This window comes from Streptomyces sp. NPDC049585 (genome assembly GCF_040675615.1).
Taxonomy (GTDB): Bacteria; Actinomycetota; Actinomycetes; order Streptomycetales; family Streptomycetaceae; genus Streptomyces; species Streptomyces luteosporeus.
The window spans coordinates 128,605-153,562 of the sequence record NZ_JBFAPE010000003.1 but is presented as its reverse complement, the minus strand read 5'-3'; the positions used below and the strand labels follow the sequence as shown (position 1 = coordinate 153,562).

At 73.0% G+C, this 24,958-nt stretch carries 23 protein-coding genes; 8 read left to right on the top strand and 15 right to left on the bottom strand.

Annotated elements, in window-relative coordinates; translation table 11 throughout:
* Positions 1–44: 44 nt before the first annotated feature.
* The 8 genes from AB0K17_RS04995 to AB0K17_RS04960 all read right to left on the bottom strand — a co-directional run bounded on the left by AB0K17_RS04995 (position 45) and on the right by AB0K17_RS04960 (position 9,449).
* The gene (locus AB0K17_RS04995; RefSeq protein WP_365966138.1) at positions 45–740 is read right to left on the bottom strand and encodes an HAD-IA family hydrolase; all 696 of its coding nucleotides are present in this window, start codon (positions 738–740) and stop codon (positions 45–47) included.
* Between the two features lie 63 nt (positions 741–803).
* A complete protein-coding gene (locus tag AB0K17_RS04990; protein ID WP_365966137.1) occupies positions 804–2,030 on the bottom strand; it encodes an MFS transporter in 1,227 nt (408 codons plus the stop codon).
* Between the two features lie 10 nt (positions 2,031–2,040).
* Positions 2,041–3,456 carry a diaminobutyrate--2-oxoglutarate transaminase family protein gene (locus tag AB0K17_RS04985; protein WP_365966136.1) on the bottom strand — a complete coding sequence of 472 codons (1,416 nt, stop codon included), beginning with the start codon at positions 3,454–3,456 and terminating at the stop codon, positions 2,041–2,043.
* Positions 3,453–4,688, bottom strand: a complete 1,236-nt coding sequence (locus AB0K17_RS04980) for an MFS transporter (protein WP_365982126.1) — start codon at positions 4,686–4,688, stop codon at positions 3,453–3,455. The genes AB0K17_RS04985 and AB0K17_RS04980 overlap by 4 nt, the downstream gene beginning before the upstream one ends.
* Complete coding sequence (locus AB0K17_RS04975) at positions 4,666–5,916, bottom strand: ATP-grasp domain-containing protein (RefSeq protein ID WP_365982125.1); 1,251 nt, start codon at positions 5,914–5,916, stop codon at positions 4,666–4,668. Before AB0K17_RS04975 ends, AB0K17_RS04980 begins: the two co-directional genes overlap by 23 nt.
* Complete coding sequence (locus AB0K17_RS04970; RefSeq protein ID WP_365966133.1) at positions 5,909–7,150, bottom strand: ATP-grasp domain-containing protein; 1,242 nt, start codon at positions 7,148–7,150, stop codon at positions 5,909–5,911. Before AB0K17_RS04970 ends, AB0K17_RS04975 begins: the two co-directional genes overlap by 8 nt.
* On the bottom strand, positions 7,147–8,178 hold the full coding sequence (locus AB0K17_RS04965) for a pyridoxal-phosphate dependent enzyme (protein WP_365966132.1): 1,032 nt from the start codon (positions 8,176–8,178) through the stop codon (positions 7,147–7,149). The genes AB0K17_RS04970 and AB0K17_RS04965 overlap by 4 nt, the downstream gene beginning before the upstream one ends.
* Before the next feature lie 137 nt (positions 8,179–8,315).
* A complete protein-coding gene (locus AB0K17_RS04960) occupies positions 8,316–9,449 on the bottom strand; it encodes a hypothetical protein (protein WP_365982124.1) in 1,134 nt (377 codons plus the stop codon).
* Between the two features lie 256 nt (positions 9,450–9,705).
* Between AB0K17_RS04960 and AB0K17_RS04955 the strand changes: the two genes are divergently transcribed.
* From AB0K17_RS04955 to AB0K17_RS04935, 5 genes are all read left to right on the top strand, one after another.
* On the top strand, positions 9,706–10,200 hold the full coding sequence (locus tag AB0K17_RS04955) for a cobalamin-dependent protein (RefSeq protein WP_365982123.1): 495 nt from the start codon (positions 9,706–9,708) through the stop codon (positions 10,198–10,200).
* Entirely contained in the window at positions 10,197–11,480 is a 1,284-nt protein-coding gene (locus AB0K17_RS04950; RefSeq protein WP_365982122.1) for a methylaspartate mutase, read from the top strand. The genes AB0K17_RS04955 and AB0K17_RS04950 overlap by 4 nt, the downstream gene beginning before the upstream one ends.
* Before the next feature lie 105 nt (positions 11,481–11,585).
* Positions 11,586–13,583: an FAD/NAD(P)-binding protein gene (locus AB0K17_RS04945; protein ID WP_365966128.1), complete on the top strand. Its 1,998-nt coding sequence runs from the start codon at positions 11,586–11,588 to the stop codon at positions 13,581–13,583.
* 35 nt (positions 13,584–13,618) lie between these two features.
* Positions 13,619–15,379 (top strand): AMP-binding protein, encoded by a 1,761-nt coding sequence (locus tag AB0K17_RS04940; protein ID WP_365982121.1) that lies wholly within the window; start codon positions 13,619–13,621, stop codon positions 15,377–15,379.
* A 1-nt stretch (position 15,380) separates the two neighbouring features.
* Positions 15,381–15,521 (top strand): (2Fe-2S)-binding protein, encoded by a 141-nt coding sequence (locus AB0K17_RS04935; RefSeq protein ID WP_365966126.1) that lies wholly within the window; start codon positions 15,381–15,383, stop codon positions 15,519–15,521.
* 51 nt (positions 15,522–15,572) lie between these two features.
* On the opposite strand, the gene AB0K17_RS04930 is transcribed toward AB0K17_RS04935, so the two are convergent.
* From AB0K17_RS04930 to AB0K17_RS04900, 7 genes are all read right to left on the bottom strand, one after another.
* A complete protein-coding gene (locus AB0K17_RS04930) occupies positions 15,573–16,526 on the bottom strand; it encodes a DMT family transporter (protein ID WP_365982120.1) in 954 nt (317 codons plus the stop codon).
* Positions 16,527–16,709: 183 nt separating this feature from the next.
* Positions 16,710–17,306, bottom strand: a complete 597-nt coding sequence (locus tag AB0K17_RS04925; RefSeq protein ID WP_365966124.1) for a cupin domain-containing protein — start codon at positions 17,304–17,306, stop codon at positions 16,710–16,712.
* Positions 17,307–17,358: 52 nt separating this feature from the next.
* Positions 17,359–18,381, bottom strand: coding sequence for a helix-turn-helix transcriptional regulator (locus AB0K17_RS04920; RefSeq protein ID WP_365966123.1), 1,023 nt, complete (start codon positions 18,379–18,381; stop codon positions 17,359–17,361).
* A 166-nt stretch (positions 18,382–18,547) separates the two neighbouring features.
* On the bottom strand, positions 18,548–19,747 hold the full coding sequence (locus tag AB0K17_RS04915) for an MAB_1171c family putative transporter (RefSeq protein ID WP_365966122.1): 1,200 nt from the start codon (positions 19,745–19,747) through the stop codon (positions 18,548–18,550).
* Positions 19,737–20,264, bottom strand: coding sequence for a hypothetical protein (locus tag AB0K17_RS04910; RefSeq protein ID WP_365966121.1), 528 nt, complete (start codon positions 20,262–20,264; stop codon positions 19,737–19,739). Before AB0K17_RS04910 ends, AB0K17_RS04915 begins: the two co-directional genes overlap by 11 nt.
* Before the next feature lie 71 nt (positions 20,265–20,335).
* Positions 20,336–20,818, bottom strand: a complete 483-nt coding sequence (locus tag AB0K17_RS04905; RefSeq protein ID WP_365982119.1) for a hypothetical protein — start codon at positions 20,816–20,818, stop codon at positions 20,336–20,338.
* Between the two features lie 157 nt (positions 20,819–20,975).
* On the bottom strand, positions 20,976–21,800 hold the full coding sequence (locus AB0K17_RS04900) for an SDR family oxidoreductase (RefSeq protein ID WP_365982118.1): 825 nt from the start codon (positions 21,798–21,800) through the stop codon (positions 20,976–20,978).
* 289 nt (positions 21,801–22,089) lie between these two features.
* Here AB0K17_RS04900 and AB0K17_RS04895 point away from each other — a divergent pair, with 289 nt between their 5' ends.
* From AB0K17_RS04895 to AB0K17_RS04885, 3 genes are read left to right on the top strand one after another with little or no spacing between them, the layout of a single operon-like run.
* A complete protein-coding gene (locus tag AB0K17_RS04895) occupies positions 22,090–23,670 on the top strand; it encodes an AbfB domain-containing protein (protein WP_365982117.1) in 1,581 nt (526 codons plus the stop codon).
* 53 nt (positions 23,671–23,723) lie between these two features.
* Positions 23,724–24,275, top strand: coding sequence for an RICIN domain-containing protein (locus tag AB0K17_RS04890; protein ID WP_365966117.1), 552 nt, complete (start codon positions 23,724–23,726; stop codon positions 24,273–24,275).
* A 32-nt stretch (positions 24,276–24,307) separates the two neighbouring features.
* The gene (locus AB0K17_RS04885; RefSeq protein WP_365982116.1) at positions 24,308–24,952 is read left to right on the top strand and encodes an RICIN domain-containing protein; all 645 of its coding nucleotides are present in this window, start codon (positions 24,308–24,310) and stop codon (positions 24,950–24,952) included.
* Positions 24,953–24,958: the final 6 nt, after the last annotated feature.

Here is a 24,958-nt window from a genome sequence, read left to right as displayed (position 1 = left end):
TTCCGTCCGTTCCGGATTCGGCCGGGCCGGCGGCCCGGCGCCGTTCACAGCAGGTGGGCGAGCACCGCGCGCAGCGCGTCGGGCCGCTCGGTGACGGGCAGGGGGTCCACGAAGTGGACGGGCGAGCCGAGGGCGGCGGCCCCGGCGTCGGCGACGCGGTCGTCGCCGACCATGGCGACGTCGGGCGCGGCCAGGCCGAGGAGGTCGCAGGCGATGCGGAACAGCCGCGGGTCGGGCTTTTGGATCTCGTGCTCGAAGGAGAGCACGAAGGCGTCGACATAACTCTCCATCCCGTGGTGGCGCAGGATGGGCCGCAGGTCGTAGCCGATGTTGCTGACCACGGCGACGGGCACGCCGCGCTCGTGCAGCGTGCGCAGCACGTCCAGGGTGTCGGGGTAGGGCTGCCAGGCGGGCGGGGTCATGTGCCGCTCGTAGAGGGGCTCGACGAGCTCGGGCCAGGGCAGGCCGGCGGCGCGCAGCAGACCGGTGTACGCGGCCCGGTGCCGGACGACGTCGAGGTCCCGTTCCTCCCACAGCCGCATCAGTTCGGGACCGGCGGCGGTGGGGGCCGGGCCGCCGGGCACGGCGCCGAACTCCCGCAGCCGCGCCGCCCACCTGCGCACGTCGTCCTCGCCGATGCCGAGTCCCGACTCCGCGGCGACCGCGCCGAGCCAGGTCTCGGCGTCCTCCAGGTGGAAGAGCGTGCTGGAGAAGTCGAACATGCATCCTTTGACGGCCATGGGGCCTCCTTCGGTCGTGACAGGTGGTGCGGCGCGGGGTGCGTGGTGGGCGGGGGCCGTTCCTCAGGCGGGTGCGCGGTGGCGCCGGGCGCGTTCCAGCAGGTGGCCGAGGAGCGCGGCGAGGGCGGCGAGGGCGGCGATGGTCGTCATGGCCCGGGGCAGGCCGAACGCCTCGGTGAGGAAGCCGATGGAGGGCGGGCCGAGCAGGATGCCGGTGTAGCCGAGGGTGGAGGCCACCGCGACGCCGTGGGAGCCGCCGAGGGCGCCGGCGCTGCCGACGGCGACGGGGAAGACGTTGGCGAGGCCGAGCCCGGTGAGCCCGTAGCCGGCGAACACCAGCCACGGCTCGGGGGCCAGGGCGGCGGTGAGCATGCCCACCGCGGCCAGCAGGCCGCCGGCGACCAGGACGGGGGTGCCGCCGAGGCGTTCCAGGAGCCGGGTGCCCGTGGCCCGGGCGAAGGTCATCAGCAGGGCGAAGAACGCGTAGCCGGCCGCCGCGACGCCGGGCCCGGTGTGCAGGTCCTCGGTGAGGTGGAGCGAGCCCCAGTCGGCGAGGGCGCCTTCACCGTAGGCCGTGCACAGGGTGATCAGGCCGTAGACGGTGAGGAACAGCCGTACCCGGCCCGCCGGCATTCCCCCGCCGCCCTGCCCGGCCTCCGCGGCGCGGGCCGCGGCGCCGCCGGCGGGCGGTGCGGGCGAGCGCAGCAGGACGCGTCCGGCGAGGGCGGTGACGAGCAGGCCGATCAGGGTCAGCAGCAACAGGTGCGGCTGGGGGCCCAGGTGGGGGGCGAGCAGCCCGCCGAGGCCGGCTCCGGCGAGGCCGCCCGCGCTGAAGGCGGCGTGGAAGGAGGGCAGGATCGGGCGCCGGACGGCCTCGGCGAGGTCGACGGCGGCCGCGTTGAAGGCGACGTTGAGGCCTCCGTAGGCGGCGCCGAAGACCAGCAGCACCAGTCCGAGGGCGAGCGCGGAGTCGGCGAGCGGGGGCAGGGCGACCGACAGCGACAGCAGGGCCGCGGTGACGACCGTGACGGGGTGGTTGCCGTAGCGGCGGCACAGCGCTCCGGTGAACAGCATCGTGGTCACCGAGCCCACCGACACGCCCAGCAGGGCCAGTCCGAGCGCACCGGCGGAGGCGTCGGTCTGTTCCTTGATGGCGGGGATGCGCACGACCCAGCCGGCGAAGACGAAGCCGTCGAGGGCGAAGAAGAGGCTGATCGCCCAGCGCAGCCGGGTCACGGGCAGGTCGGTGGCGGTCGGCGCGGGCCGGCCGGTGTCCATGAGCTGGTCCATGAGGGGGCCTTCAGTGGCTGGTGGGGGCGGTGTGGGCGAGCGGGGCGGCCAGGGCGGCCGCGAGGGCCTCGCGCAGGATGCGACCGGCGATCTCGACCTCTTCGGCCGTGCAGTTCAGGGGCGGCAGCATGCGCAGCACCCCGTCGTCGCGGCCGCCGAGTTCGATGATCAGTCCGCGCTGCAGGGCCTCGCGCTGGACGCGTCCGGCCAGGGCGGAGGCGGGCCGGCCGGTGACCGGGTCGGCGAGTTCGACGCCGAGCATCAGGCCGAGGCCGCGGACGTCGGCGACGTGGTCGGTCAGGCCGCGCAGGTCCTCCAGGTGCCGGGTGAGCTGTTCGCCGCGGTCGCGGACGTTGGCCAGGACGCCGTCGCGCCGTACGGCCTTGATGGTGGCGACGCCGGCGGCGAAGGCGGCCTGGTTGCCGCGGAAGGTGCCGGTGTGCGCGCCGGGGGCCCAGGTGTCGAGCCGCTCGTCGTAGAGGATGACCGCGGCGGGCAGGCCCAGGCCGCTGAGGGCCTTGGAGGCGACGACGACGTCGGGCTCGATGCCGTACTGCTCGAAGGCGAACCAGGTGCCGGTGCGGCCGCATCCGGTCTGCACCTCGTCGACGACGAGCGGGATGTCGAGGGCGCGGGTGAGCTCGCGCAGGCGGCGGACGAACACCGGGTCGGCGGGGATGACGCCGCCCTCGCCCTGGACGAGTTCGAGGATGACGGCCGCCGGCAGCGGGATGCCGCCGTTGGGGTCGCTCAGCGCCCGCTCCAGGTAGGTGGCGCAGTTGACGGCGCACGCGTCGCGCTTCAGTCCCAGGGGGCAGTCGTGGCAGTGGGGGTAGGGGAAGAAGTGCACGCCGGGCATGCGGCCGCGCACCGGTTCCTTCTGCTCGACGAGCCCGGTCAGGGACAAGGTGGCCAGGGTGCTGCCGTGGAAGCCGCCCTGGAAGGCGATGATCTCCTCGCGGCCGGTGGCCGTGCGGCAGAGCTTCAGCGCGGCCTCGACGGCGTTGGCGCCCGTCGGCCCACAGAAGTGGATCTTCGTGCGGTCGCGCATGGCGTCGGGCAGCATCCCGAGGGTCAGGTCGGTGAACTCGTCCTTGACCGGGGTGGGGAAGTCCAGGCCGTGGACCAGCTCGTCCAGCTGGCGGTGGGCCGCGGCCAGGGGCTCGGGCGGGTTGTGGCCGAGCGAGAGCACCCCCGCGCCGCCGAGGAAGTCGAGGAAGACGTTGCCATCGAGGTCCTCGACGAAGCTGCCGCTCGCCCGCCGGATCGCGATCGGCAGCCGGCGGGGGTAGCTGCGGGCGTTGGACTCGCGCCGGCTCTGCCGCTGGAGCAGCTGCGCACTGCGGGGGCCGGGCAACTCCCCGCTGACGAAGGGTTCCTTGTAGCGCGGGGCTGCGGGCACGGGAACGTCGGCGGTCTGGGTCACGATCCACTTCCCTCGGACGGGTGGGCGGGGACGGGGGTCCGGTCCCGGCGGGCGGGCCGGGCGGTGAGGAGGACGACGAGGCCCGCGGCGAGCAGGCCCTGCACCCCGGCGTAGAGCCAGAAGTCCTCGGCGGCGCCGCCGGACTGGGCGGCGGCGTACAGCTGGCCGCCGGCGATGCCGCTGGTGAAGGAGCCGAGGCCGAGCGCCAGGCGCTGGCTGCCGACGGCGAGCACCGGGCGGCCGGGGACGGCCGCGAGGGCCTCCAGCTCGTTCTTCAGGAAGATCACGCCCTCGCCGATGCTCATCAGCACGGTTCCGGCGAGGACGAACGGCACTCCCGGCTGCGCGAAGGCCAGCAGGCCGAGGGTGAATGCGGGGAAGGCGACGGCGACGGCGACCGGGTAGCGCACCCGGCCGATCCAGCGGGCCGCCGGCGGCTGGCCGAGGATGACCAGGGCGCTGTTGACGACGAGGGCCAGGCTGTAGACGAACGCCGGGTGTTCGGCGGTGACGAAGACGCCGAGGTAGTTCTGGAAGAACCAGAAGACGTAGGCGGTCACGAAGGCCACCAGGGCGGGCGGGGTGAGGAAGGCCCGTGCCCAGTCGGCGCGGGAGCCGCCCGCGGTGGGCCGGGTGGCCGATGCGCGCGGCAGCAGCACCGCGTGCAGCAGCGTCAGCGTGGCGAACATCGCCGTGACCACCGTGAACACCAGCAACGGCCAGGTGGCGATGAGCACTCCGGAGATCAGGGTGCCCAGCGCCATGCCCGTGCTCAGTGCCGAGTTGTTCAGCGACAGCAGGACGGGCCGGTGCTGCTCGGGCACCTCGCCCACGACGAACGCCTTGTTCGCCGGCGAGTACAGCGCGTCGCCCACGGCGGTGAGCAGGACGGCGACGACGGCGAGCCTCGGCACCGACAGGCCGGCGGCGAACAGGGCGAACCCGCTGGTGCGGACGGCGAGCCCGGTGACCATGGTGGTCTTCAGGCCGATGCGCTCGGCGACGAGGCCGCCGCCGAGCGCCCCGGCGAACTGCAGGAAGGAGGTCACGCCCAGCAGCAGGCCGACGGTGCCCATGGCCATGCCCATGCGCTCGTGCAGCAGGATCGCCAGGAAGGGCAGCACCATGAAGCTGGCGAGCGGCATGAAGAACGAGGTGGCGAGCAGGAAGCGCAGGGTGACGGGCAGGCCCGTCAGCTGCGCCCACAGCTCAGAACGACGGGTGCCAGACATCGCCGTCCTCGAACTCGACCCAGTAGGTGCGGGAGATCTCCTGCTTGGTCGCCTCCGCGGCGGCCTCGTCGGGCACGTGCAGCCAGATCAGGCCGGGCCGCTTGGTGTTGGCGGCGACGGGCAGCGGCACCTCGCCGGGCCGGATGTCGATCTCGAAGTCGTCCACGCCGTCGATGGCGCGCAGGAGTTCGGGGTCGGCGGTGCGGCGGATGCGCTTGGCGGGCGGGATCAGCGAGACGACCATGCCGATCGCGTGGGTGGGCGGCAGGTGGGGGGAGGTGACGTCCCGACCGCCCGGCAGCAGGCTGCGCAAGGCGGTGGCGATCTCGTCGACGCCGCCGGCGTGCTCGACCATCTTGAAGAGGCGGTAGCCGCCCATGCGGGTCTGGGACTCGATGATCACCGGTCGGCCGTCGCGGGCGATCTTGAGCTCGGTGTGGGTCAGGCCCCAGGTGTGCCCGATGACGTCGAGGAAGGTCAGGACGGTGCGGGCGAGGGCCGGTATGTGCCGGTCATGGGGGGCGGGCGGCGGTACGCAGACCTCGGTGATCGCCGGATTGGGGTGCGCCGCCAGGCGGCACAGCGACACGCCCGCGACCGCGTGCCGTCCGCCGAGGGTGACGGTCTCCACGCTGAAGAGCTCGTCGCCCTCGATGAACTCCTCGGCGAGGTAGGGGCCCTTGAGCCAGAAGGGGGCGTCCTCCAGGAGGGCGCGCAGCTCCTCGGGGGTGGTGACCTGGCGCACCCCGACGCTGCCGGACCCGGCGACGGGCTTGACGATCAGCGGCAGGCCGTGGCGGGCGTGGAACTTCTCCAGGTCCCCGGCGCCGGCGACCCGGGCCCAGCCGAGGGCCAGCTCGGGGTGGTCGGCGAGGATCTCGCGCATCCGGTCCTTGTAGCGGGTGACGGCCACCGATTCGAGCGGCAGGCCGGGAATGCCGAGGGCGTCGGCGATCACGGCGCAGCTCTCCAGGCCGAACTCGCCGAAGGAGACGGTGGCGTCCAGCCGGTGGGCGGCGTCGAAGCGGCGGGCGGCGCTCAGGCAGGCGACGACCTGTTCGGCGGGGATCGGGGCGACGAACCGGCAGCGGTCGAGGACCTCCATGTCGCGCGGGCTGAAGTCGGCGGTGTTGCCGATGAAGCTGACGTCGAAGCCCAGCGACAGGGCGGTCTCGACGACTCCGGCCCAGCCGCTGAGGACGAGCAGGTGCGGGGCGCGGTCAGTCACGGCACTCCCCCTCCATCCGGACGCTGATCTCGGCCGCGGCCGACAGGACGTTCTGCAGGGCCAGTTCGGAGGTGGCGCCGTGGGCGAAGACCACGGCGACGCAGCCGTCCTGGTGGGAGGTCGCCTGCACGACCGTGCCGGGCGGCAGGGCGGGGTACAGGGCGGGGTCGCCCGGGTGGCCGTCGAGCAGCTCCTCGCCCTCGACCGCGGTGAACAGGCCCGGGCACGGGGCGTACACCCGGGCGTGGGCGGTGCCGTGGCGCGGGATGAGCGGGGCGTCCAGCAGGGCGGGACGCCGGCGCAGGGCGAGATCGACGAAGGCCCCGTAGACGTTGACGCCGAGGGTGCGGCACATCTGCTCGCCGAGCAGGCCCCCGCCGAGGCGGGGGTTGATCTCGACGACCTCGAAGCCGTCGTCGGTCAGGATGAACTCGGTGTGGGCGAAGCCCTCGGTGTAGCCGACGGCCTTGAGGACCTGCTCGATCCATCCCGAGGCGTCCTCGGCGAGGGCGGGCGGCAGGGCGACGGGGAAGGCCAGGGCCTCCTCGCGCACGACGGGGGGCGCGGACAGGATGCGGCTGCTGACGCCCAGCACCCGGGTGCGGCCCTCCCAGGTGAGGGTCTCGATGCTGTACAGCGGCCCGAGGAAGTACGGCTCGGCGGTCGGCCGGCCGCGCAGCGAGGAGCGTCGGACCTGCTCGAGCGCGGACGCGAGCTCGTCGAAGGTGCGGGCCAGCCAGACGTGCTTGCTGCCGGTGCCGGCGCTGTCCTTGAGGACCAGGGGCAGGCCGACGCGGGCGGCGACCGCGCGGGCGTCGTCGTCCGGGGCCAGGGGGGAGGCATCCGCGCGGGAGAGCCCGTGCTCGTACAGCCGTCGGCGCAGCCGGGCCTTGTCGCGCACCAGGCGTACGCCGGCGGGGTCCTGGCCGGCCAGGCCGAGCTCCTCGCGTACGGCGAGGGAGACCAGGCTCCAGGTGTCGGTGCTGCTGACCAGGCCCGCCACGTCGCCGATGCGGCGGACGGCCGCGACGACCTCGCCCACGTCGTGGGTGTTGACGTCGTGGACGACCAGGTGGGGGCTGCGGACGAGGGACAGCTCGTGCAGGTACTCCGGCCGGTCGCAGGTCAGCAGGTGGACGGTCAGGCCCTCCTCGGCGGCCGCGGCCACGAGGCGACCGAGGCCGAACTGCAGCCACTCCAGGGCGATGATGTTCCGTCCCGAGGGCGTGTTCACTGGGCGTGCTCCTTGAGGTGGTGGTGGAAGGGCCGGCGGTCCCAGTCCATGACCGACCAGGGCAGGGCCAGCTGGTCGAGGGAGTCGATGCGCCGGGGGGCCAGGTCGAGGACGTCGTGGTCGAGCGCCCCCGGGCGGGCGTAGACGTTCTCGGCGTAGCGGTGCCCGGTGTCGGCGGCGAGGAAGACGCAGGGGCGTCCGGGGACCCGGGCCGCCTCCCAGCGGGCGGCGAGGAAGTTACAGCCCGAGGACAGCCCGGCGTAGACGCCGTGCCGGCTGAAGAGTTCGACGGTGGCGCTCACGGCGGCGTCGAAGCCCACCCAGTGCACCCGGTCGAACAGTTCGTGACGCACGTTGCCCATGACGATGGGGCTGCCGATGCCGGAGATGCTGGCGACGGGGTCCTCGACGGGGTCGCTGCCGAAGGTGACGCTCTCGAAGGGTTCGACGCCCACCAGTTGGACGTCGTCGTTGAGCTCCCGCAGGGCGGTGGTCAGGCCGCCGGAGGCGGCGCCGGTGCCCACCCCGGCGACCAGGGTGAAGGGCTCGCCGCCGAACTCCTTGTCCAGGAACTGGGCGCATTCGCGGTAGCCCAGGTAGTGCACGGAGTCGTGGTACTGGCGCATCCAGTGGACGCCGGGCTCGGTCTCGAGGATCTCGGCCACCCGGGCCAGGCGGGCGCCCTGGTCCATCTTGTCGACCAGCGGACCGGGCGGCACCCGGACCTGATCGACCTCGGCACCCAGCATCTCGAACTGCCGCCGGACATTGTCGTCGACCTTCGTCGAGCAGACGATGCGGCATTTCATTCCGTATTTGTGGCAGGCCAGTGCCAGGGAATATCCATAAGTGCCGCTCGAACTGTCCATGAGCGTATCGCCCGGTTTGACGACTCCGGTCGCCAGGAGATGCCGGACGGCTTCGAGTGCGGAATACAGCTTCATCATCTCGAAGCGCAGGACATAAGTGTCACGGTCCAGCCGGACCACATCCGGCTGCTTCATCGCGTCCGCGATGTGATCAAACACGGCCCCATCCTCCAGGGGGTTTCCGGGGATTTCCCGGGATTGTGCGCCGAGGCTGTGCCACTGGTTTCCCGGCGTGTGGGGGGACGCGGCCGGCGCCGGGGGTACGCCGGCCGCGCCGTCGGGGGGAAGGGCGGTCGTCAGGCCGCCACCATCGCCTCCGCGGCGATACCGAAGGTGCGGTGCGCGGTGCGGGCGATGAGGTACTGGATGTCCTGGTCGGACAGGCCGTTGGCCTTGGCGTTGGCGATGTGCCGGGCGAGCGGCTGGGAGCCGGCCGCCACGACGCCGTTCTCCTCGTACCACAGGCCGTTGTCGCCGGTGTGGTGCAGCGGCCGGCCGCCGAGGCGGGCGGAGTCGCACCGGTCGGTCATGATCATGGCGTTGCGCGGGCCCATGAGCTGGACGGCGCGGGTGGCCAGGGCCAGGTCGACGTGTTCGCCGTCGAAGTTGATGCAGGCGGCGATGCGGCAGTTGACGGCCTGCTTGATGATGGCGCCGGGCACGGGGCCGGCGATCTCGCTGATGTTGTCCAGCGTCCAGTTGGGCACGTCGTACGACTCGATGATGCGGTCGCGCTCGCGGCGGGCCCGCTCGGTGCGGAAGGCGTGCCGGATGTTCAGCGGCATGTCGTTGAAGAGGTGGTCGGTGGTCACGCGCACGCCGGTGCCGTTCCACTCCGACTGGTAGGCGGTCTCCACGATGGCGTCCACGGTGTCCGCGCTGCGCTGCGGGTTGTCGCGGGTGAAGTGGCCGAGGGCCGGGCGCACGCCGTGGGCCAGCAGGGTCGGCACGATCCAGGAGAAGTCGCTGGTGCGCAGGTTGGGGTCGTCCTGCAGGACGGACTCCGGGGAGTAGGCGTCGGGGGAGACCACGGTGTAGACCAGGCCGTGCTCGCCGAGGGCGGCCAGGCGCTCCCACTCCTGGCGGCTGGGCGCCCACACGGTGGAGGTCGGGGTGCCGCCGCGGTGGGAGAGCAGCGGGCCCTCCAGGGCCACGCCGGGTACGTGCGGCAGCAGACCGTCGGCCCGCATCTGCGCGTAGCGGCGCATGAACTGCTCGAACTCCGTGAGCCGGTCGCGGTGCAGGTACATGGTGGGCAGCGCGAGCACACCCTCCCCGGCACACCACTGGTCGAGGCGGGCCAGGTCCACGCGGGTGAAGTCGGAGAAGTCCACGTCGCCGAATCCGTGGCAGTGGACCTCCACCGGACGCATGCCGTTCTCGTCCGCCTCGAACGGCTTCATGCCGGTTGCTGCTTCTGTCGAACTCATCGCCCAAAGCTCCCTGTTCGGTCGGGGGGTCGGCATGATTCTGGGCCGCCCGAAGATGCCGTATCCAGTGCGGATCACGGTCATGAAGCTGCATTGCAGCTTGCTGAAGGAGCGGAGCCGCCGGGGCCGGGGCTTATTCTCACGATGCCGGACCACGGGATCTTCACGGGCGGCGGTCGCGTGAACGACGACCGGCCGCAAGGCCTTTCGCGCACGGCCCCGCCGACCCCCCTTCCTTCCACGGGAGTCAACCTCCATGTCCTCTCCTGCGGTCATATCCGACCGGGAATTCACCATGCCCCGCCAGGGGCTGCGAGTCCTCGTCTCCAGCGTTTCCTCCGATTCCCACACCTGGAATCTGGTCTATCTCCAGCTGCTGCTGGAGGAGATGGGCCACGAAGTGCACAACACCGGCGCCTGCGTGCCGGACGACCTCCTGCTGGGCGAGTGCCGCCGCCTGCGCCCGGACCTGGTGGTCATCAGCAGCGTCAACGGCCACGGCTTCCTCGACGGGCGGCGCCTGATCGGCCGGTTGCGGCGCGAGGCGGACCTCGCGGCGCTGCCGGTCGTCATCGGCGGCAAGCTCGGCACCGAGGGCGCGGGCGCCGGCCGGTACGGGCCCGAGCTGCTGGCGGCCGGCTTCACCGCCGTCTTCGAGGGCGACGACGCCATCGAGGACTTCCGCGCGTACCTCGACCCGCACGGTGCCCTGCTGCTGCCGGCGGCGCCGGCCCTGGCGGGCGTGGCGTGAGCGCCGGCCCCGCGGCGTCCGGCGGCTTCGTGCCGGCCGTGCCGTCCTTCGGGGCGGCGGTCGCGGCGGCCCGGGCGGCGGGCGAGCTGGTGGTCCAGCCGCGCATGGGCTTCGCCACCCGGCCGGCCATGCGGCGCGGGCTGGAGGCCGTGCGGGACGTGCCGGTGCGCACCGTCGGCACGATCACGCTGGACAGCTACACGAGGGTCGGCGACCACGCCTCCGCACGCCGGGCCCTCGACGGCGGCCAGAGCCTGAACGGCTATCCGCTCGTCGCCCACGGCGCCGCGGCCACGCGGGAGATGACCGCGGGCCTGGGCGGCGGGCAGCACTTCGCACTGCAGGTCCGGCACGGCTCGTCGCTGCCGCTGGACATCTTCCGCGCACTGCTCGACGCCGGGCTCGACGCCACCGAGGGCGGCCCCGTCTCGTACTGCCTGCCCTACAGCCGTACGCCGCTGGAGCATTCGGTCCGGGCGTGGGCGCGGTGCTGCGAGATGCTCGCGGCCCGCTCCCCCACCGCCCATCTGGAGAGCTTCGGCGGCTGCCTGCTGGGGCAGCTGTGCCCGCCGGGCCTGCTGGTGGCGATGACCGTGCTCGAAGGGCTGTTCTTCGAACAGCACGGGCTGCGCGACATCTCCCTCAGCTACGCCCAGCAGACCCACTTCGGCCAGGACGCGGCGGCGATCGCCGCGCTGCGCCGACTGGCCGGGGAGATGCTCACGCGCTCGCGCTGGCACCTGGTCCTGTACACGTACATGGGCGTCTTCCCCCGCACCGAGGCCGGTGCGCTGGCCCTGCTGCGGCACAGTGCCGCCCTGGCCGCGCACACCGGAGTGGACCGCCTGATCGTCAAGACCCCGGCGGAGGCCCACCGCATCCCCACCGTCGAGGACAACGTCCTGGCGCTGACGGAGGCGGCCCTGGCGGCGAGCGCGTACGGCACGCGGCCCGGTGCCGTGGCCGACGACGGGGTGTACGAGGAGGCCCGGGCCCTGGTGGAGGCCGTCCTGGAGCTCGACGCGGACGTGGGGCGGGCACTGGTCGCCGCGTTCGCCCGCGGCTACCTGGACGTGCCGTACTGCCTGCACGCCGACAACGCCCAGCGCTCGCGCAGCTGGATCGACGGCGAGGGCCGGCTGCGCTGGTTCTCGGTGGGGTCCATGCCCATCCGCGCCCAGGCGCCGCCGGGCACCTCGCGGCTGCGGGCGGACGACCTCCTCGGGATGCTCTCGCACGTGCAGTCGGCCTTCGACCACGCCGCCCTCGCCCGGATCTGACGCCCTCGCCGCAGCCCTGCCCCCGTTCCCCCAGCCTCTCGTTCCCCCACCCCTTCCGCCCCGTGCGGCGCGCATCGCACCCCACCGGGCACTAGGAGAGTCGCAGTGAACAGCCACGCACAGCCGCCCGTCCCCTACACCGTCGTCGTCGTCGGCACCGGGCCCCGGGGCGTCTCCGTCCTGGAGCGCCTCGCCGTCCTGCTGCGCGACGCCGGCACCGATCCGCATCCGGTCCACCTCTACGCCGTCGACGCCGTGGAGGTCGGGGCCGGCCGGGTGTGGCGCACCGACCAGGACCCCTGGTACACGATGAACACCGTCATCGGGCAGGTCACCATGTTCTCCGGTGAGTCCGACGGCGGCCGTCCGCGGCCCGGCGCCGGGCCCTCGCTCGGCCAGTGGCTCGGCCATTACGCACCGGATGCCGCCGATCGCCCGGCCCCCGACCCGGACGACTTCGCCTCCCGCCTCGACTACGGGCGCTACCTGCGCTTCGTCCATCGCACCATCGCCGAGGAACTCCCGCCGCACGTGCGCCTGTTCTCCGTGCGGGGCCGGGTCACCGCCGTGCGTCCGGGCGCTCCGGGCGAGTACCGGGTGACCCTGGACGACTCCCGCACGCTCACGGCGCACAAGGTCGTGCTCGCCACCGGGCATCCCCGCAACGAGCCCGACGACTTCGACCGGGCCATGCACGCCTTCGCCGCCGAGCACCCGGGCCTCGCCTACATAGCCGGCGACTCGGCCGCCGACATGAACCTCGCCTCGGCCGTGCCCGCCGGGGCCACCGTGGCGGTGCGCGGGCTGGGGCTGTCCTTCTACGACGTCGTGCTGTCGCTGACCGTCGGGCGCGGCGGCACCTTCACCCGCGGGGACGACGGCCGGCTGCGGTACGTGCCCGGTGGGCGCGAACCCCGCATCGTCGCCGGCTCCCGCAGCGGCCTGCCCATTCCGGCGCGCGGCCGCAGCCAGAAGGATCCCGGCTATGTGCACCCGGCGCTGTTCCTGACGAAGGAGGCCGTCGCGGCCGCCCGGGCCCGGCGGCGCGAGGCGACCGGCAGCGCGCTGCTGGACTTCGCCGAGGACCTGCTGCCGCTGCTGCTGAAGGAGGTGGAGCACGTCTACCGCACGACGTACGTGCGGATGCGCTCCGGCGAGGAGGCGGCGCAGGAGTTCGCCCGCGCGCACGCGCAGATGCTGCACGCGGACGAGGACACCTCCGTCCTGCTCAAGGAGGCCGGGCTGGACGACGTTCCCCCGCTCGACCTGTGGCGGCTGGCCCGCCCCTTCGAGGGCGAGTCGTTCGCCGGCCCCCTGCAGTGGCGCGAGCGCCTCTTCGACGTCCTGCGGCGCGACGTGGCCGAGGCCGCGCTGGGCACGGTGGACGGTCCGCTGAAGGCCGCCCTGGACGCCCTGCGGGACCTGCGCGGGATCGTCCGCTGGGCCATCGACTACGGCGGGCTGCTGCCGCACTCGCACCGCGACGCGTTCCTGCGCGACTACGTGCCCGTCAACGCCCTGCTCTCCGCCGGGCCGCCCATGGTCCGCACCGAGCAGCTGATGGCGCTGATGGACGCGGGCGTCGTGGAGGTCGCCGGGCCCGGCACCCGGTTCACCACCGACGCCGCCACCGGCCGCTTCGTCGTCGGCTCGCCGCAGGTGGCGGGCTCGGAGCGGACGGCCGAGGTGCTGATCGACGCCCGCATCCCCACCCCGTCCCTGCCCCGCGACACCTCGCCGCTGACGCGCCAGTTGCTCGCCGAGGGCGTCGTCCGCGAGTTCGTGAACACCGACGAGCCGTCCGGCACGCACTTCGCGACCGGGGGCATCGACGTCGTCGAGGGCTCCTTCCGGGTCCGCGACGGCCAGGGGCGCGTGCACCCCGGCCTGTACGCCCTGGGCATCCCGACCGAGCACGTGCGCTGGTTCACCCAGATCGGCAACGGCCGCCCGGGGGTGGCCACCGACTTCATGAAGGTGGCCGACACCGTCGCCCGCGACGTGCTGGCCCCGCTCGCCGCGGGGGGCGGCCCCCGGGCCCACCATGCGCTCGTCGCCGCGCAGGCCGCCCTCGCCGGGCCCGAGTCCCGTACGCACGGCTAGCCCACACCCTTCCACCACGAAAGGCACCACCGGCAATGACACTGCACGAGAGCGAGGCCACGCGCGCCTTCCGGCAGGCACGCGACGTCCTGCTCGACCACCGCGACGACCTCGACACGGCCCGGCGGCTCTTCCGCTGGCCCCGGCCGGAGCGCTTCAACTGGGCGCTGGACTGGTTCGACGTGATCGCCCGCGGCAACGACCGCCCCGCCCTGCGGGTCCTGGGCCCCGACGGCGTCACCGACCACTCCTTCGACGCCATGGCACGCCGCTCGGACCAGGTGGCGTGCTGGCTGCAGGCGCTGGGCGTGCGCCGCGCCGACCCGCTGCTGCTCCTGCTGGACAACCGCGTCGAGCTGTGGGAGGTGATGCTCGCGGCCATCAAGCTGGGGGCCGTCGTCGTCCCCACGTACACCACGACCACCCCGGCCGACCTGGCCGACCGGGTGGAGCGGGCCGGCATCCGGCACGTGGTGGCCGCATCCTCCCTGGTGGACCGCTTCGCGGGCATCCCCGGCGACTTCACGCGCATCGCGGTGGGCGACGACCGGCCCGGCTGGCTGCCGTACGCCGCCTCGCGCACCGCACCCGAGGAGTTCACGCCGGAGGGCGTCACCCTCTCCGGCGACCCGCTGTTCCGCTACTTCACCTCGGGCACCACCTCGCGGCCGAAGATGGTCGAGCACACCCACCTCAGCTACCCGGTCGGCCACCTGTCGGGCATGTACTGGAACGGTGTGCGCCCGGGCGACCTCCACCTGAACGTCTCCGCGCCCGGCTGGGCCAAGCACGCCTGGAGCTCGTTCTTCGTTCCGTGGAACGCCGAGGCCACGATCGTCGTCCTCGCCGACCCGCGGCCCGGGCCGGCCACGGTCCTCGACGCGCTGCGCACCCACGGGATCACCACGCTGTGCGCCCCGCCGACCGTCTGGCGCGGCATGGTCCAGCAGGGCCTGGGCGAGCGGCCCGCGCAGCTGCGGGAGGCGTCGGCCGTCGGCGAGTCGCTGGAGCCGGCCCTCTTCCACGCCGTCCACGACGCCTGGGGCATGCCGGTGCGCGACGGCTTCGGCCAGACCGAGACCACCGCCCAGATCGGCAACCCCCCGGGGCGGCGCATCACGCCGGGCCGGATGGGCTGGGCCCTGCCCGGTTACGACCTGGTGCTGATCGACAAGGAGAGCGGACGCGAGGTGCCCGACGGCACCCCGGGCGAGCTGTGCGTGCGCCTGGACCCGCGCCCCGCCGGCATGATGACGGGCTACGCGGGCGACACGGAGCGCACGGCCCGCGCCTTCGAGGGCGGCGTCTACCACACGGGCGACCTGGTGGTGCGGCACGAGGACGGCAGCTTCGCCTACCTCAGCCGCACCGACGACATGTTCAAGTCCTTCGACCACCGCATCTCGCCGCTGGAGCTCGAACGGGCCCTGCTGCGCAGCCCGCTGGTCGCCGACGCCGCGGTCGTGGCGGTCCCGCACCCGGTGGGTCTGTGGGAGCCGAAGGCGTACGTGGTGCCCGCCCGCGGCCACACCGCGGACGCGGCCTGCGCCGAGGCCGTCTTCCGCCGGGCCGTCGAGGAGCTGCCCCGCGAGAAGTGGGTGCGGCTGCTGGAGTTCACCGACCGGCTGCCGCTGACGCCCTCGGGCAAGATCCGCCGCGCCGAGCTGCGGGAGCGGGCCGAGGTGCCCGGCATGGTCCACCGGCTGCCCACCGCCTGGGAGGAGGAGAGTGATGCAGATGCACACCGAGGAGCCGAGTCCGCTGCTCTGCACGTGCCTGCGGGTGACGGAGCGTGAGGTGATCGAGGCCATCGAGGGCGGTGCCCACGACCTGCCGTCCGTGCGCGAGGCCACGGAGGCCAACACCGGCTGCGGTGACTGCGCCGACGACATCGAGGATCTGATCGCCGACCACGTCGAGCGCCGCCCGGCCTGCTGAGCCGGGCCGCGGGGGGCGGGGGCCGGGCCGGTGGCCCGGCCCCCGCGCCGTTCAGCGCCGGACACGGTTGGCCAGCAGCGTGCCGGCGGTGGCCAGGACGAGCCCGCCGAGGGTGAGCGGGCCGAGGTGCTGCCCGAGCACCAGGGCGCCCAGGACGGCGGTGCTCATCGGCACGAGGTAGAACAGGCTGCTGACCTGGCTCGTGCCGTGCCGCTGCAGCAGGTGGTAGAGCAGGCCGACGCCGACGATGGAGTTGATCAGTGCGCTCCACAGCAGCACGGGCGCGTAGCCGGCGGTGAAGTCCACGTCCCAGCCCTCGTACGCGAGCGCCGGGACGAGCGCGACCAGCGAGGCGGCCAGCAGCTGCACGGCGTTGCCGCCCACCGGTTCCATCCGGCCGCAGAACCGCTTCTGGTAGACGGTGCCGACGGAGATGCCCAGCAGGCCCAGGACGAGGAAGCCCAAGCCCAGCAGGTAGCCGCCGCTCACGTGGATGCCCTCGGCGACCGCGAGGGCCACGCCGCCCAGGCCGAGGACCAGCCCGAGGTACTGGCCGGCCGTCACGCGCTCGCCCAGCACCGGCACGGCCAGCAACGAGGCGGTCAGCGGGTACAGCGCGATGATCAGTGCCGCGAGGCCGGAGGGCACGCCGAGGTCCATGCCCACGTAGATGCTGGAGAACTGCACCGCCTGGACGAGGGCGCCCGCCACGCACAGGTGCAGCAGCTGCCGCCCGCGCGGGAGCCGGTCGCGCCGGGCGAGCGCGATGGCCAGGAGCACCAGGCCGGCGATGGCGAAGCGTAACGCCGCGAAGGTGTAGGGCGCCGCGTGCCGCAGCCCGAGCTTGCCCGAGATGAAGCCCGAACTCCACACCACCACCAGGGCGGCGCGGGCGGTGAGGTCGGCGGCGCGCCCGCCGGACGCGGCCGGGGCCGGGGCCGGGGCGGCTGCCACCGGGGCCGTGGGGCGCTCGGAACTGTGCACGGGCGGGTTCGGTATGGACACCGCTGACACTCCCTCCTGTTCGATAAAAAGCACTGTAGAGCAGAATATCGCTCAAGCTCAACGTCGTCCCGAAAGCCGAACAGCCCCACGGACCGTGGTCCGTGGGGCTGTTGAGCAGGAAACAGGAAGCAGGAAACAGGAAGCAGGAAACAGGAAGCAGGAACGCCTGCGGCAGCGGGCCGCTCAGTAGAGGCTGGAGAAGAGGATGCAGACCAACTGGGCCGGCTCGTCGGTGTCGTTGCGGAAACTGTGCGGATGGCCGGCCGACCACTGGGCGCAGTCCCCGGCGCGCAGCACGTGATCCACGCCGTTGTACCGCGCGACGATCACGCCGCGGGTCACCGTGACCAGGTCGGAGCCCTCGTGCTGAAGGTCCTCCGTCAGGCCGCTGCGGGGCTCGAAGTCGCCGGTGACGACCTGGTAGCCGAGCTCCGGCGAGCGCAGGACGCGGTAGAGCACGCCGGGCGCGCGGTGGAGCACCTCCTGCTTCTCCCGGGGGAAGAGCGAGGGGGTGGCCCGGCCCCGGGAGAAGCCGAGGAAGGAGCCGACGTCGTGGTCGAAGACCTTGGCCAGCCGGCCCAGGCGCTCCAGGGCGATGTCGGTCTCGCCCCGCTCCAGCGCCGCGAGGAAGGACACCGACAGCCCGCACTCGGCGGCCACTTGCCGCAGCGACATCCCCTTGTGCGTGCGCAAGCGGTGCAGCACCTCACCGGGAGGCGGGAAGCCCAGTTCCGGGTCCCGCGGGAGGGCGCCGGGCGTGGAGGGGGACGGGTCAGTCATACCCGGCATCCTAGAGGCTGCCGCCCGCCGGCCGACCGGCCCGCAGCCGGGCTCACCTCTGCCCGAGGAGGCCGGACTGGGCGATGAGCACACCCAGCTGGCAGCGGCTGCGTGCGCCCAGCTCCTCGTAGATCTTGGCGACGTGACTGCGGCAGGTGCGCACACTGACGCCGATGCGACGGGCGATCGCCTCGTCGGTCTCGCCCTCGGCCAGGAGCTGGATGATGGACATCCGCACACCGGAGATGAGTTCGCTCACGTCCGCCGCACGGTTGTGGCTCTCGAAGGGCCGGGCGGCCAGCCAGGCCCGCTCGAAGACGCCAGCCAGGTAGCCGACGACGGCGGGCTGGCGGACGACGAGGGCGGTGCCGCGGTCGCCGTCGGCCGGGATGACGGCCACCTCACGGTCGAAGATCAGCAGGTGCTCGAAGGAGTCGCCGAGGGTGCGCACCTCTCCCCCGGCCGCCGCGATGCGCTCGACGTGTTTCCTGGTGGGCGCATCGAAGCGGGTGGCGTGCTGGTACAGCGCCCGGGTGCGCACCCGGCGGGCGAGCTCGACCTCGGGCGACTCCCAGGCGATCTGCAGGATGTCGGCGGCGCTGCGACCGCCCCCGGGCCGGGCGATGAGGACCTCGGAGCGGCACTCCTCGGCGGCTGCCGCGATCTCCGCCGCGATGGCGTCCTCGCCGACCACCGTCTGGAACGGCTCCGCCACCCGGGCCTCGCGCAGCACCTGTTCGTGCAGTTCCTGGAAGACGGCCAGCTCCGCGCGGATCTCCTCCGACTTCCGCTCCATGCGCGCGATCTGCGAGTGCAGTGGGGCCAGCCGGCGGGAGGCGGCCGTGCGCGGGGCGACGGGGACGAAGACGCTGCGCCCGCTCGCCAGGGGCCGCAGCAACTGCCCCTCCACCAGCACCCGCACGGCCCGGGCCACCCGGGCCTCCGGCCAGTCCAGTTCCTCGGCCGCGCGGCTCAGGCACAAGAACTGCCGCCGTATCGCCAGTTCGTAGAGCTCTTCGACGTCTTCGGTCTCCCTTAACGGGTCGGCGTGCCGACTCTTGAGATCCGCCTGCATCAATCCCCCTTTGTGCGGCTGGGCGAGAAGCCAGTCGTCACTTATACTGGCCAATCGTCCTTAATATCGCACGCAGTTGATGCATCCGTCAACGACGGCGGATGAACACATCGTTTCATGGCAGCAGCCGTCCATCCTGGCGGATGACCGGCCGCCGGGCATCCGTTTATCCGGGCGGACGGAGCGCGGTGGCCGCATCACCTCGGCGCGCGAGCCAGGCGTTGAAGCCGCGCACCGCGGGAGAGGTGTACGCCGTTGCCACCTCGACCAGGAAGGACGTCTCCTCGCACAGGTCCGCGGTGCAGAAGTCGCCGACGGTGGACGGCTCCTCCCCCGGCGGCAGCCCGTCCAGTGCGGCACGCCGCGCCTGGCGCACCAGGCAGGCGAGCACGGTGGCGCCGTGGCCGACGAGCGGCGTGCGCACCGTGCGCAGGTACTCCTCCGCCAGGCCGGGCACCTCGGGTCCGCTGTGGGAGCTCAGGACGAGCAGGGCGTCGCGGATCTCGATCACCTTGCGGTACTGCAACAGCGAGAAGGACCCCTGAGGGCGCAGCAGTTCACTCAGCCGCGAGCGCCGCCGGACGAGGACGACGTGGGGGGCGAGCTCCGTCACATCGCGCCACAGCGGCCACAGCCGCCGGACCGTGACAACGTTTTCCCAGGCGCCGGTCACCGAGGTGACCACGGGCACGAGGACCGCCCCCGCCCGCAGCAGTCCGTGCAGGACCATGCAGTACGGCAGCAGCATGCCGATGCCCGGCACCGGCAGGGTCACCCGCAGCAGCTGACCGGACCAGTACAGGCCGGAGAAGGCGGTGCCCAGGCCGAAGAGCCACAGGCCGCGCCGGGCCGGACGGCTCGCGCTGCGGCGGGCGTAGTGGCAGCACACCCACGTGCAGGCCGCGTCCGCCGTCAGGTGGGTCCCGATCAGCAGCAGCCAGTACGCCGGTCCCGGGTGGCACAGGCCCACGCGGTGGATGGCGTGCAGCGCGTGCGCGTCGCCGGTCCGGTCGAGCACGACCAGCACGGCGATCACCACGGCGGTGGCCAGGTACAGGGCGCACCGGCGTCTTCGCCCCCTGCCCGTCGCGACCATGACAAAGTCCAGAACGGCGCCGGCGGAGACGACCCCGAAGAGGTTGGTGGCCAGCCCCAGGACCTCGGCGGTGCCGAAGAGGCGTTGCAGGAGGGGCGCCGGCACGATGCTGAGCGTCATGGCCGTGGCGGCGGTGGCCACCGCCAGCCACAGCCCGCGCTGCCGGGGCCGGCGGATCGACGACGGGGCGCGCAGCACCACGGCGATCCACAGGACGACGGCCGCCGCGATCTCGAGCCGGCGGCCGAGGGTGGTCAGCTCAGCGATCACGGGACGTTCCGACTCCCAGCGCCGCCTCCGGTCCGGCCGGCGACCCGGCGCCGCCCGGCGCCGGCGCATCGTGCCTGCCCTGCCAGGTCCGCAGCACGCTCGCGAACATCTCCGCCTCCTGCTCCTCGCGCGTGGTGTAGTCGGTGCGACCGAGGAGGCGCCGGATCAGGCGCGGGCTGAGATCCGGCAGCAGGGCGCCGAGCCCCCCGAAGTCGTCCGACCGCAGGGACCGGTGGTCGAAGAGCATGTGCCCGATCTCGTGGAGCACGATGTGCTCCTGGTGCGCGCGCGTGGTGCGCTGCTCGTAGAAGATGTGGTCGTCGGTGTCGGTGGCCAGCCACAGGCCGCACGCCCCCGACGCCGCCGCCTGCAACGGCAGCGGGTGTAAGTGCAACGGGCGTCCGCGCCGGCGCACCAGGGCGCGGCGGAGCTCGTCCAACGAGAACGGGCGGGGCGGGTCCAGCTCGTCCAGCATCGCCTCGCACCGGCGGCGAAGTTTGACATACCTGGCCGGCATCGACTGTTCCCCCGTGCTGTGTCGCGTCCGCTCCGAGCGCCCGTGAGCACCCGCGCCGGCGGATGGGCGGTTCAGTCCTGCGCGGCGGTCCGCGGGCCCTCACGCCCCTCGTCACCGATCCGCGGCAGGTCCTGCATCCGCCGGACGTCGTCCACCATCGCCAGCAGGGCGTCCAGGCTGGCCGGCGAGAGCCCCTGCGCGCGCAGCGCCAGGTTGCGCACCTGGGCGTCTCCGAGGGCCGAGGCCAACGCCAGCTGGGAGTTGACCCTATCCGCCACGCCGTCATTCAGGAAATACTCGGTGGGAACGCCGAAGAACTCGGCGAGCGCGTCGAGATGATCGAGCGTCACATTCGACTTCTTGCCCGTGGCCAGCTCCCACAGGTACGTACCGGAGATGGGCCGCCCGGTCGTCTCCCGTATTTCCTCGGCGAGTTTGGCGTACCCGGGCCGCTTGCGCTCGTCCGGGTAGACGGTGGCGATGAGCGCGGTGAGCCGCTCGTCGATCCTTCGTCCGGTGGCGGCCCCCGGGCGACGGGACTGGCCTCTCGTCATGTTCCTCTGCGCTCCTCGTTCATCGGACCGGCGCCGCGCGCCCTCCGCTGGCGTGGACGAGGACGGCGCCTATAGCAGTACAGCCAACCGCCAACGTTGACAAGCCGACCATGAACGCCATGCGCGAACACGCGCCGCGAAGCCGCGGCCGCCGCGGTCAGAGCGACGACGTACGCGGTTCGATGCGGAATCCGAAGCCGACCGTGCCGGGGTCGACGGCCGTGACGCCGCCGTCCACGGTGAGCACCGCGCCGTTGACGAACGAGGCGGCGGGCGAGAGCAGCCACGTGACGGCCTCGGCCACCTCGTCGGGTTCGCCGGGGCGGCCGGTGGGGATCAGCCGGGTGGCCTGGGCGTAGGCGGCCTCGATGCCGTCCTCGCCCGGGCCGAGGTCCGCGTCGTCGGCGAAGCGCCTCATGCGCCCGTCGGCCATGTCGGTGCGCACCCAGCTGGGGCACACCACGTTGGCCCGCAACCCCTGGGGGCCGTAGTCGACGGCCACCGAGCGGCACAGCTGCAGCAGGCCCGCCTTGGACGTGGCGTAGGCGGGGTTGCCGATGCCGTTGCGCAGGGCGGCGACGGAGGCGACGGCGACGACCGCGCCGCGGGTGCGCAGCAGGTGCGGGAGCGCGGCGCGCAGGAGCAGGAACGGGCCGGTGAGGTTGGTGCGCAGCACCGCCTCCCAGTCCTCGACGGGCAGCTCCCCCACCTTCCCGGGCCGCCCGGTGCCGGCGTTGAGGACGAGCCCGTCGAGCCGCCCGTACGCCGTCACTGCCGCCTCCACCAGGGCGGTGACGTCCGCGGGGTCGCCGGTGTCGGCCGGATGGGCCAGTGCGCCGCTCTCGCTCGCGAGGCGCTCCAGCGGCTCCGGCCGTCGCCCGCTGACGACCACGTTGTGGCCGGCCGCCCTCAGGGCGCGCGCGGTGGCCGCGCCGATGCCGGTGCCTCCGCCGGTGACGAGGTAAGTCTTCTGCTCGGCCATGGTGTTCATCCCTTCCCAGCCGGTCGGCGCAGGGTGCGGTGAGCACCTTACCCGTGGCCTTTACCGGCGGCCCGACAAAAAGCGGAATAAGCAATTCCGGCAATGGGCGCACCGAGGCCATTGTTCCTGCAACGCATGGAGTCGGCACAGGCGTTGCAAGTCATAGCTATGCTGATCATATCCATCACTTCCGGTTTGACTACCATCCGGTAACTCTTCAAGACTTCGCCTTCACCAGCCCTTTACTTACGGGGGGCTTATCGCGATGAAAAGGGTCAGTCGAACCAGCATGGACTTCAGACACACCACGTCCGCCCGCCTGCGGCGGATCCTCACGCACGGCCTTGTGACCACCACCGCCCTCGCCGCCGTCACCGCCGTGGCCGCGCCGCAGGCCGCCCTGGCCGCGCCCGCCGGCGCGGTCGCCGCCGCCGGCATCGGGACCACGGACACCCAGCGCGTCGACGCGGCCGCCGTCGTCCGTCTCGACCCCACCCCGGACGTGCTGCTGCTCAGCGACGAGGACTTCATCCACGCCCTGTGGCAGAAGGCCCGCGATGCCGGCGAGAGTCTGGAGGCCGTGCGCCTGGCCGCCGAGGAGGCCATGGTCGGCGCCAGCGCCGAGGACCAGGTGCGGTTCATCACCACCGGCATCCACGAGGCGTACGCCGTCGACAAGCAGCGGGAGAAGGACCGGGCCGACGCCGACCGCGCCGCCCGGCTCGCCAAGTCCCAGGCGCTGATCGCCGTGGGCATACCGAGCACCCCGGACCTGCTGGCGCTCAGCGACGACAACTTCATCCGCGCCGTCATGAAGCACGAGGCCGCGGGCCCCGAGGTGCGGGCCGCCGCCGCGGCCGCCCTGGCCGGCGACGCCGCCGCCTGGCAGGCGTTCATCGCCAACGGCGCCCGCGAGGCCCACCAGCGCGACGTGGCCAACGAGCTCAAGGACCTGGAGCAGAAGAACCGCGAGGAGGCGCAGCGCCGTGCGGAGCTGGCCGCCCGCAGGAACGCCGCGGCGCTCTTCGGCCTGACGCCCTCCGACGCCGTCCTGAGCCTGAGCGACGACAACTTCATCCGCGAGCTGCTGCGCAGCGTGCCGGCCGACGCCCAGGGCACCGAGCTGTACGCCGCGGCCCAGAAGGCCGTCCTGAGCCCGGACCCGGCCGTGTGGAAGGAGTTCATCCACACCGGCGCCGAGCAGGCGTACAAGCGCGACGACGAGGCCCGCCGCAAGAAGATCGCCGAGGTCAACCGGCGCCGCGCCCTGGCGATCCAGGCCGCCGCGGAGAAGACCGGCATGAACCCGTGGCTGGTGGCCCAGGCCAAGAAGGCGCTGGCCGGCAGCGACGAGGCCGTGGCCGCCTTCCTCAAGGACGAGGCCCAGTACCGCGCCAAGCGCCAGTCGCTGGCCCCGGCGAACGGCAAGCCCGCCGGCTTCCACGTCCGCCAGTCCTCCCCCGACGGCGGCGAGGTCTTCCTCGCCCCGGTCGACCCCAAGGGCAAGCAGGCCGACCGCGACGACGCCACCTGGGTCGTGGTGCCCTCGCTCAACGCCCAGCCCGGCTGCTACTCCTTCGAGTCCGTCCGCAAGCCCGGCTACTACCTGGCGCAGAAGGACCTGCGCGTGCGCCTGATGGCCGACGACACCGGCGCCGCCTTCCGCAAGGACGCCACCTGGTGCCCCCGCAAGGGCCTGGCCGGCGCCGGCACGTCCTTCGAGTCGGCCTCCCAGAAGGGCCGCTTCCTGCGCAGCTCCTGGGGTGACCTGTACGCGGCCTCCGGCAAGGGCGGCAAGAACCGCTACGACGCCGAGAAGGACTTCGCCCAGGAAGCCACCTGGAAGATCTCCGCTCCCCTCGCGCCCTGAGCCGTCCGGCGCCGCAACCCCCCATGAGATCTCCTGAGAAGAACGGAACACCCATGTCTCGGATCACCCGGGTCGCGCTGGCCATCGGCGCGAGCGTGGCCGCCCTCGCCGGCGGCGTGAGCGCCGCCCACGCCGACGAGGCCCCCGCCACCGCCGCGGGCAGCCCCTCGGTCGTACAGCTGCAGGCCGCGCACAGCGGCAAGTGCCTGACCATCGCGGGCGGCAGCCTGCGCAACGGCGCCGACGCCGTGCAGGCCAAGTGCGCCGACGGCCTGGACAACCAGCTCTTCGAGCTGGTGCCCGGCCCCTCCGCCACCTTCGAGCTGCGCGCCGAGCACAGCGGCAAGTGCCTGGAGGTCGAGAACGGCAGCATCAACTCCGGCGCCAAGGCCCAGCAGTGGTGGTGCGTGAACGCCCCGCACCAGCGCTGGCGGCTCGTCCTGGCCGACGTGACCAAGGACCTGTACGAACTGCACCCCGACCACGCCGACGCGCGCTGCCTGGACGTCAAGAGCTCCAGCAAGGACGACGGCGCCGTCATCCAGCAGTGGAACTGCAACGGCACCACCGCCCAGCAGTGGCGCATCCAGACGGTCAAGGGCTGAGCTCGAAAAGTCGAGAGGAAACGAGACACACCATGGCACGGATCACCCGGGCCGCGCTGGCCCTCGGCGCGAGCATCGTCGTCCTGAGCGGCAGCGCCCTGACCGCTTACGCGGACACCGACGACCCCTCCGACGCCGCCAAGAAGGCGGCCGAGGCCGCGTACAACGCCACCCAGGCGGCCGCCGCCGGCGCCCAGGAGGCCAAGAACCGCGCGGCCATGCCGGAGACGGTCGTGCGCCTGCAGGCCGCGCACAGCGGCAAGTGCCTGACCATCGAGGACGGCAAGACGGCCGACGGCGTCAAGGCCACCCAGGCCGCGTGCACGGAGGGCAAGCCGCAGGAGTGGCGCATGGTCCCCAGCGCCGGCTCCTCCTACCAGCTGCGCTCCGCGGCCAGCGGCAAGTGCCTGGAGATCGAGAACAGCGGCACCCAGCTGGGCGCCGACGCCCAGCAGTGGAAGTGCATCGACGGCGCCAAGCAGATGCGCTGGCAGGTCGTTCTCGTCGACCCGGTCAAGAAGCTCTTCCAGCTGCGGCCCACCCACGCCGAGGACCGGTGCCTGGACATCCCCGAAGCGAGCAAGGCCGACGGCGCCATGGCGCAGTCGTGGAGCTGCAACCAGACCCCGGCCCAGCTCTGGAAGATCGCCCCGGCCAACGTCAGAGGCCCGCAGTGAACCGTC

Bases quoted from the DNA above. Each gene is read 5' to 3' on its own strand.
- AB0K17_RS04905 (WP_365982119.1), bottom strand. From the start codon at position 20,818: ATGACGAGAGGCCAGTCCCGTCGCCCGGGGGCCGCCACCGGACGAAGG.
- AB0K17_RS04910 (WP_365966121.1), bottom strand. From the start codon at position 20,264: ATGCCGGCCAGGTATGTCAAACTTCGCCGCCGGTGCGAGGCGATGCTG.
- AB0K17_RS04890 (WP_365966117.1), top strand. From the start codon at position 23,724: ATGTCTCGGATCACCCGGGTCGCGCTGGCCATCGGCGCGAGCGTGGCC.
- AB0K17_RS04885 (WP_365982116.1), top strand. From the start codon at position 24,308: ATGGCACGGATCACCCGGGCCGCGCTGGCCCTCGGCGCGAGCATCGTC.
- AB0K17_RS04940 (WP_365982121.1), top strand. From the start codon at position 13,619: ATGACACTGCACGAGAGCGAGGCCACGCGCGCCTTCCGGCAGGCACGC.
- AB0K17_RS04990 (WP_365966137.1), bottom strand. From the start codon at position 2,030: ATGGACCAGCTCATGGACACCGGCCGGCCCGCGCCGACCGCCACCGAC.
- AB0K17_RS04960 (WP_365982124.1), bottom strand. From the start codon at position 9,449: ATGAGTTCGACAGAAGCAGCAACCGGCATGAAGCCGTTCGAGGCGGAC.
- AB0K17_RS04900 (WP_365982118.1), bottom strand. From the start codon at position 21,800: ATGGCCGAGCAGAAGACTTACCTCGTCACCGGCGGAGGCACCGGCATC.
- AB0K17_RS04925 (WP_365966124.1), bottom strand. From the start codon at position 17,306: ATGACTGACCCGTCCCCCTCCACGCCCGGCGCCCTCCCGCGGGACCCG.
- AB0K17_RS04920 (WP_365966123.1), bottom strand. From the start codon at position 18,381: ATGCAGGCGGATCTCAAGAGTCGGCACGCCGACCCGTTAAGGGAGACC.
- AB0K17_RS04980 (WP_365982126.1), bottom strand. From the start codon at position 4,688: ATGTCTGGCACCCGTCGTTCTGAGCTGTGGGCGCAGCTGACGGGCCTG.
- AB0K17_RS04955 (WP_365982123.1), top strand. From the start codon at position 9,706: ATGTCCTCTCCTGCGGTCATATCCGACCGGGAATTCACCATGCCCCGC.
- AB0K17_RS04995 (WP_365966138.1), bottom strand. From the start codon at position 740: ATGGCCGTCAAAGGATGCATGTTCGACTTCTCCAGCACGCTCTTCCAC.
- AB0K17_RS04895 (WP_365982117.1), top strand. From the start codon at position 22,090: ATGGACTTCAGACACACCACGTCCGCCCGCCTGCGGCGGATCCTCACG.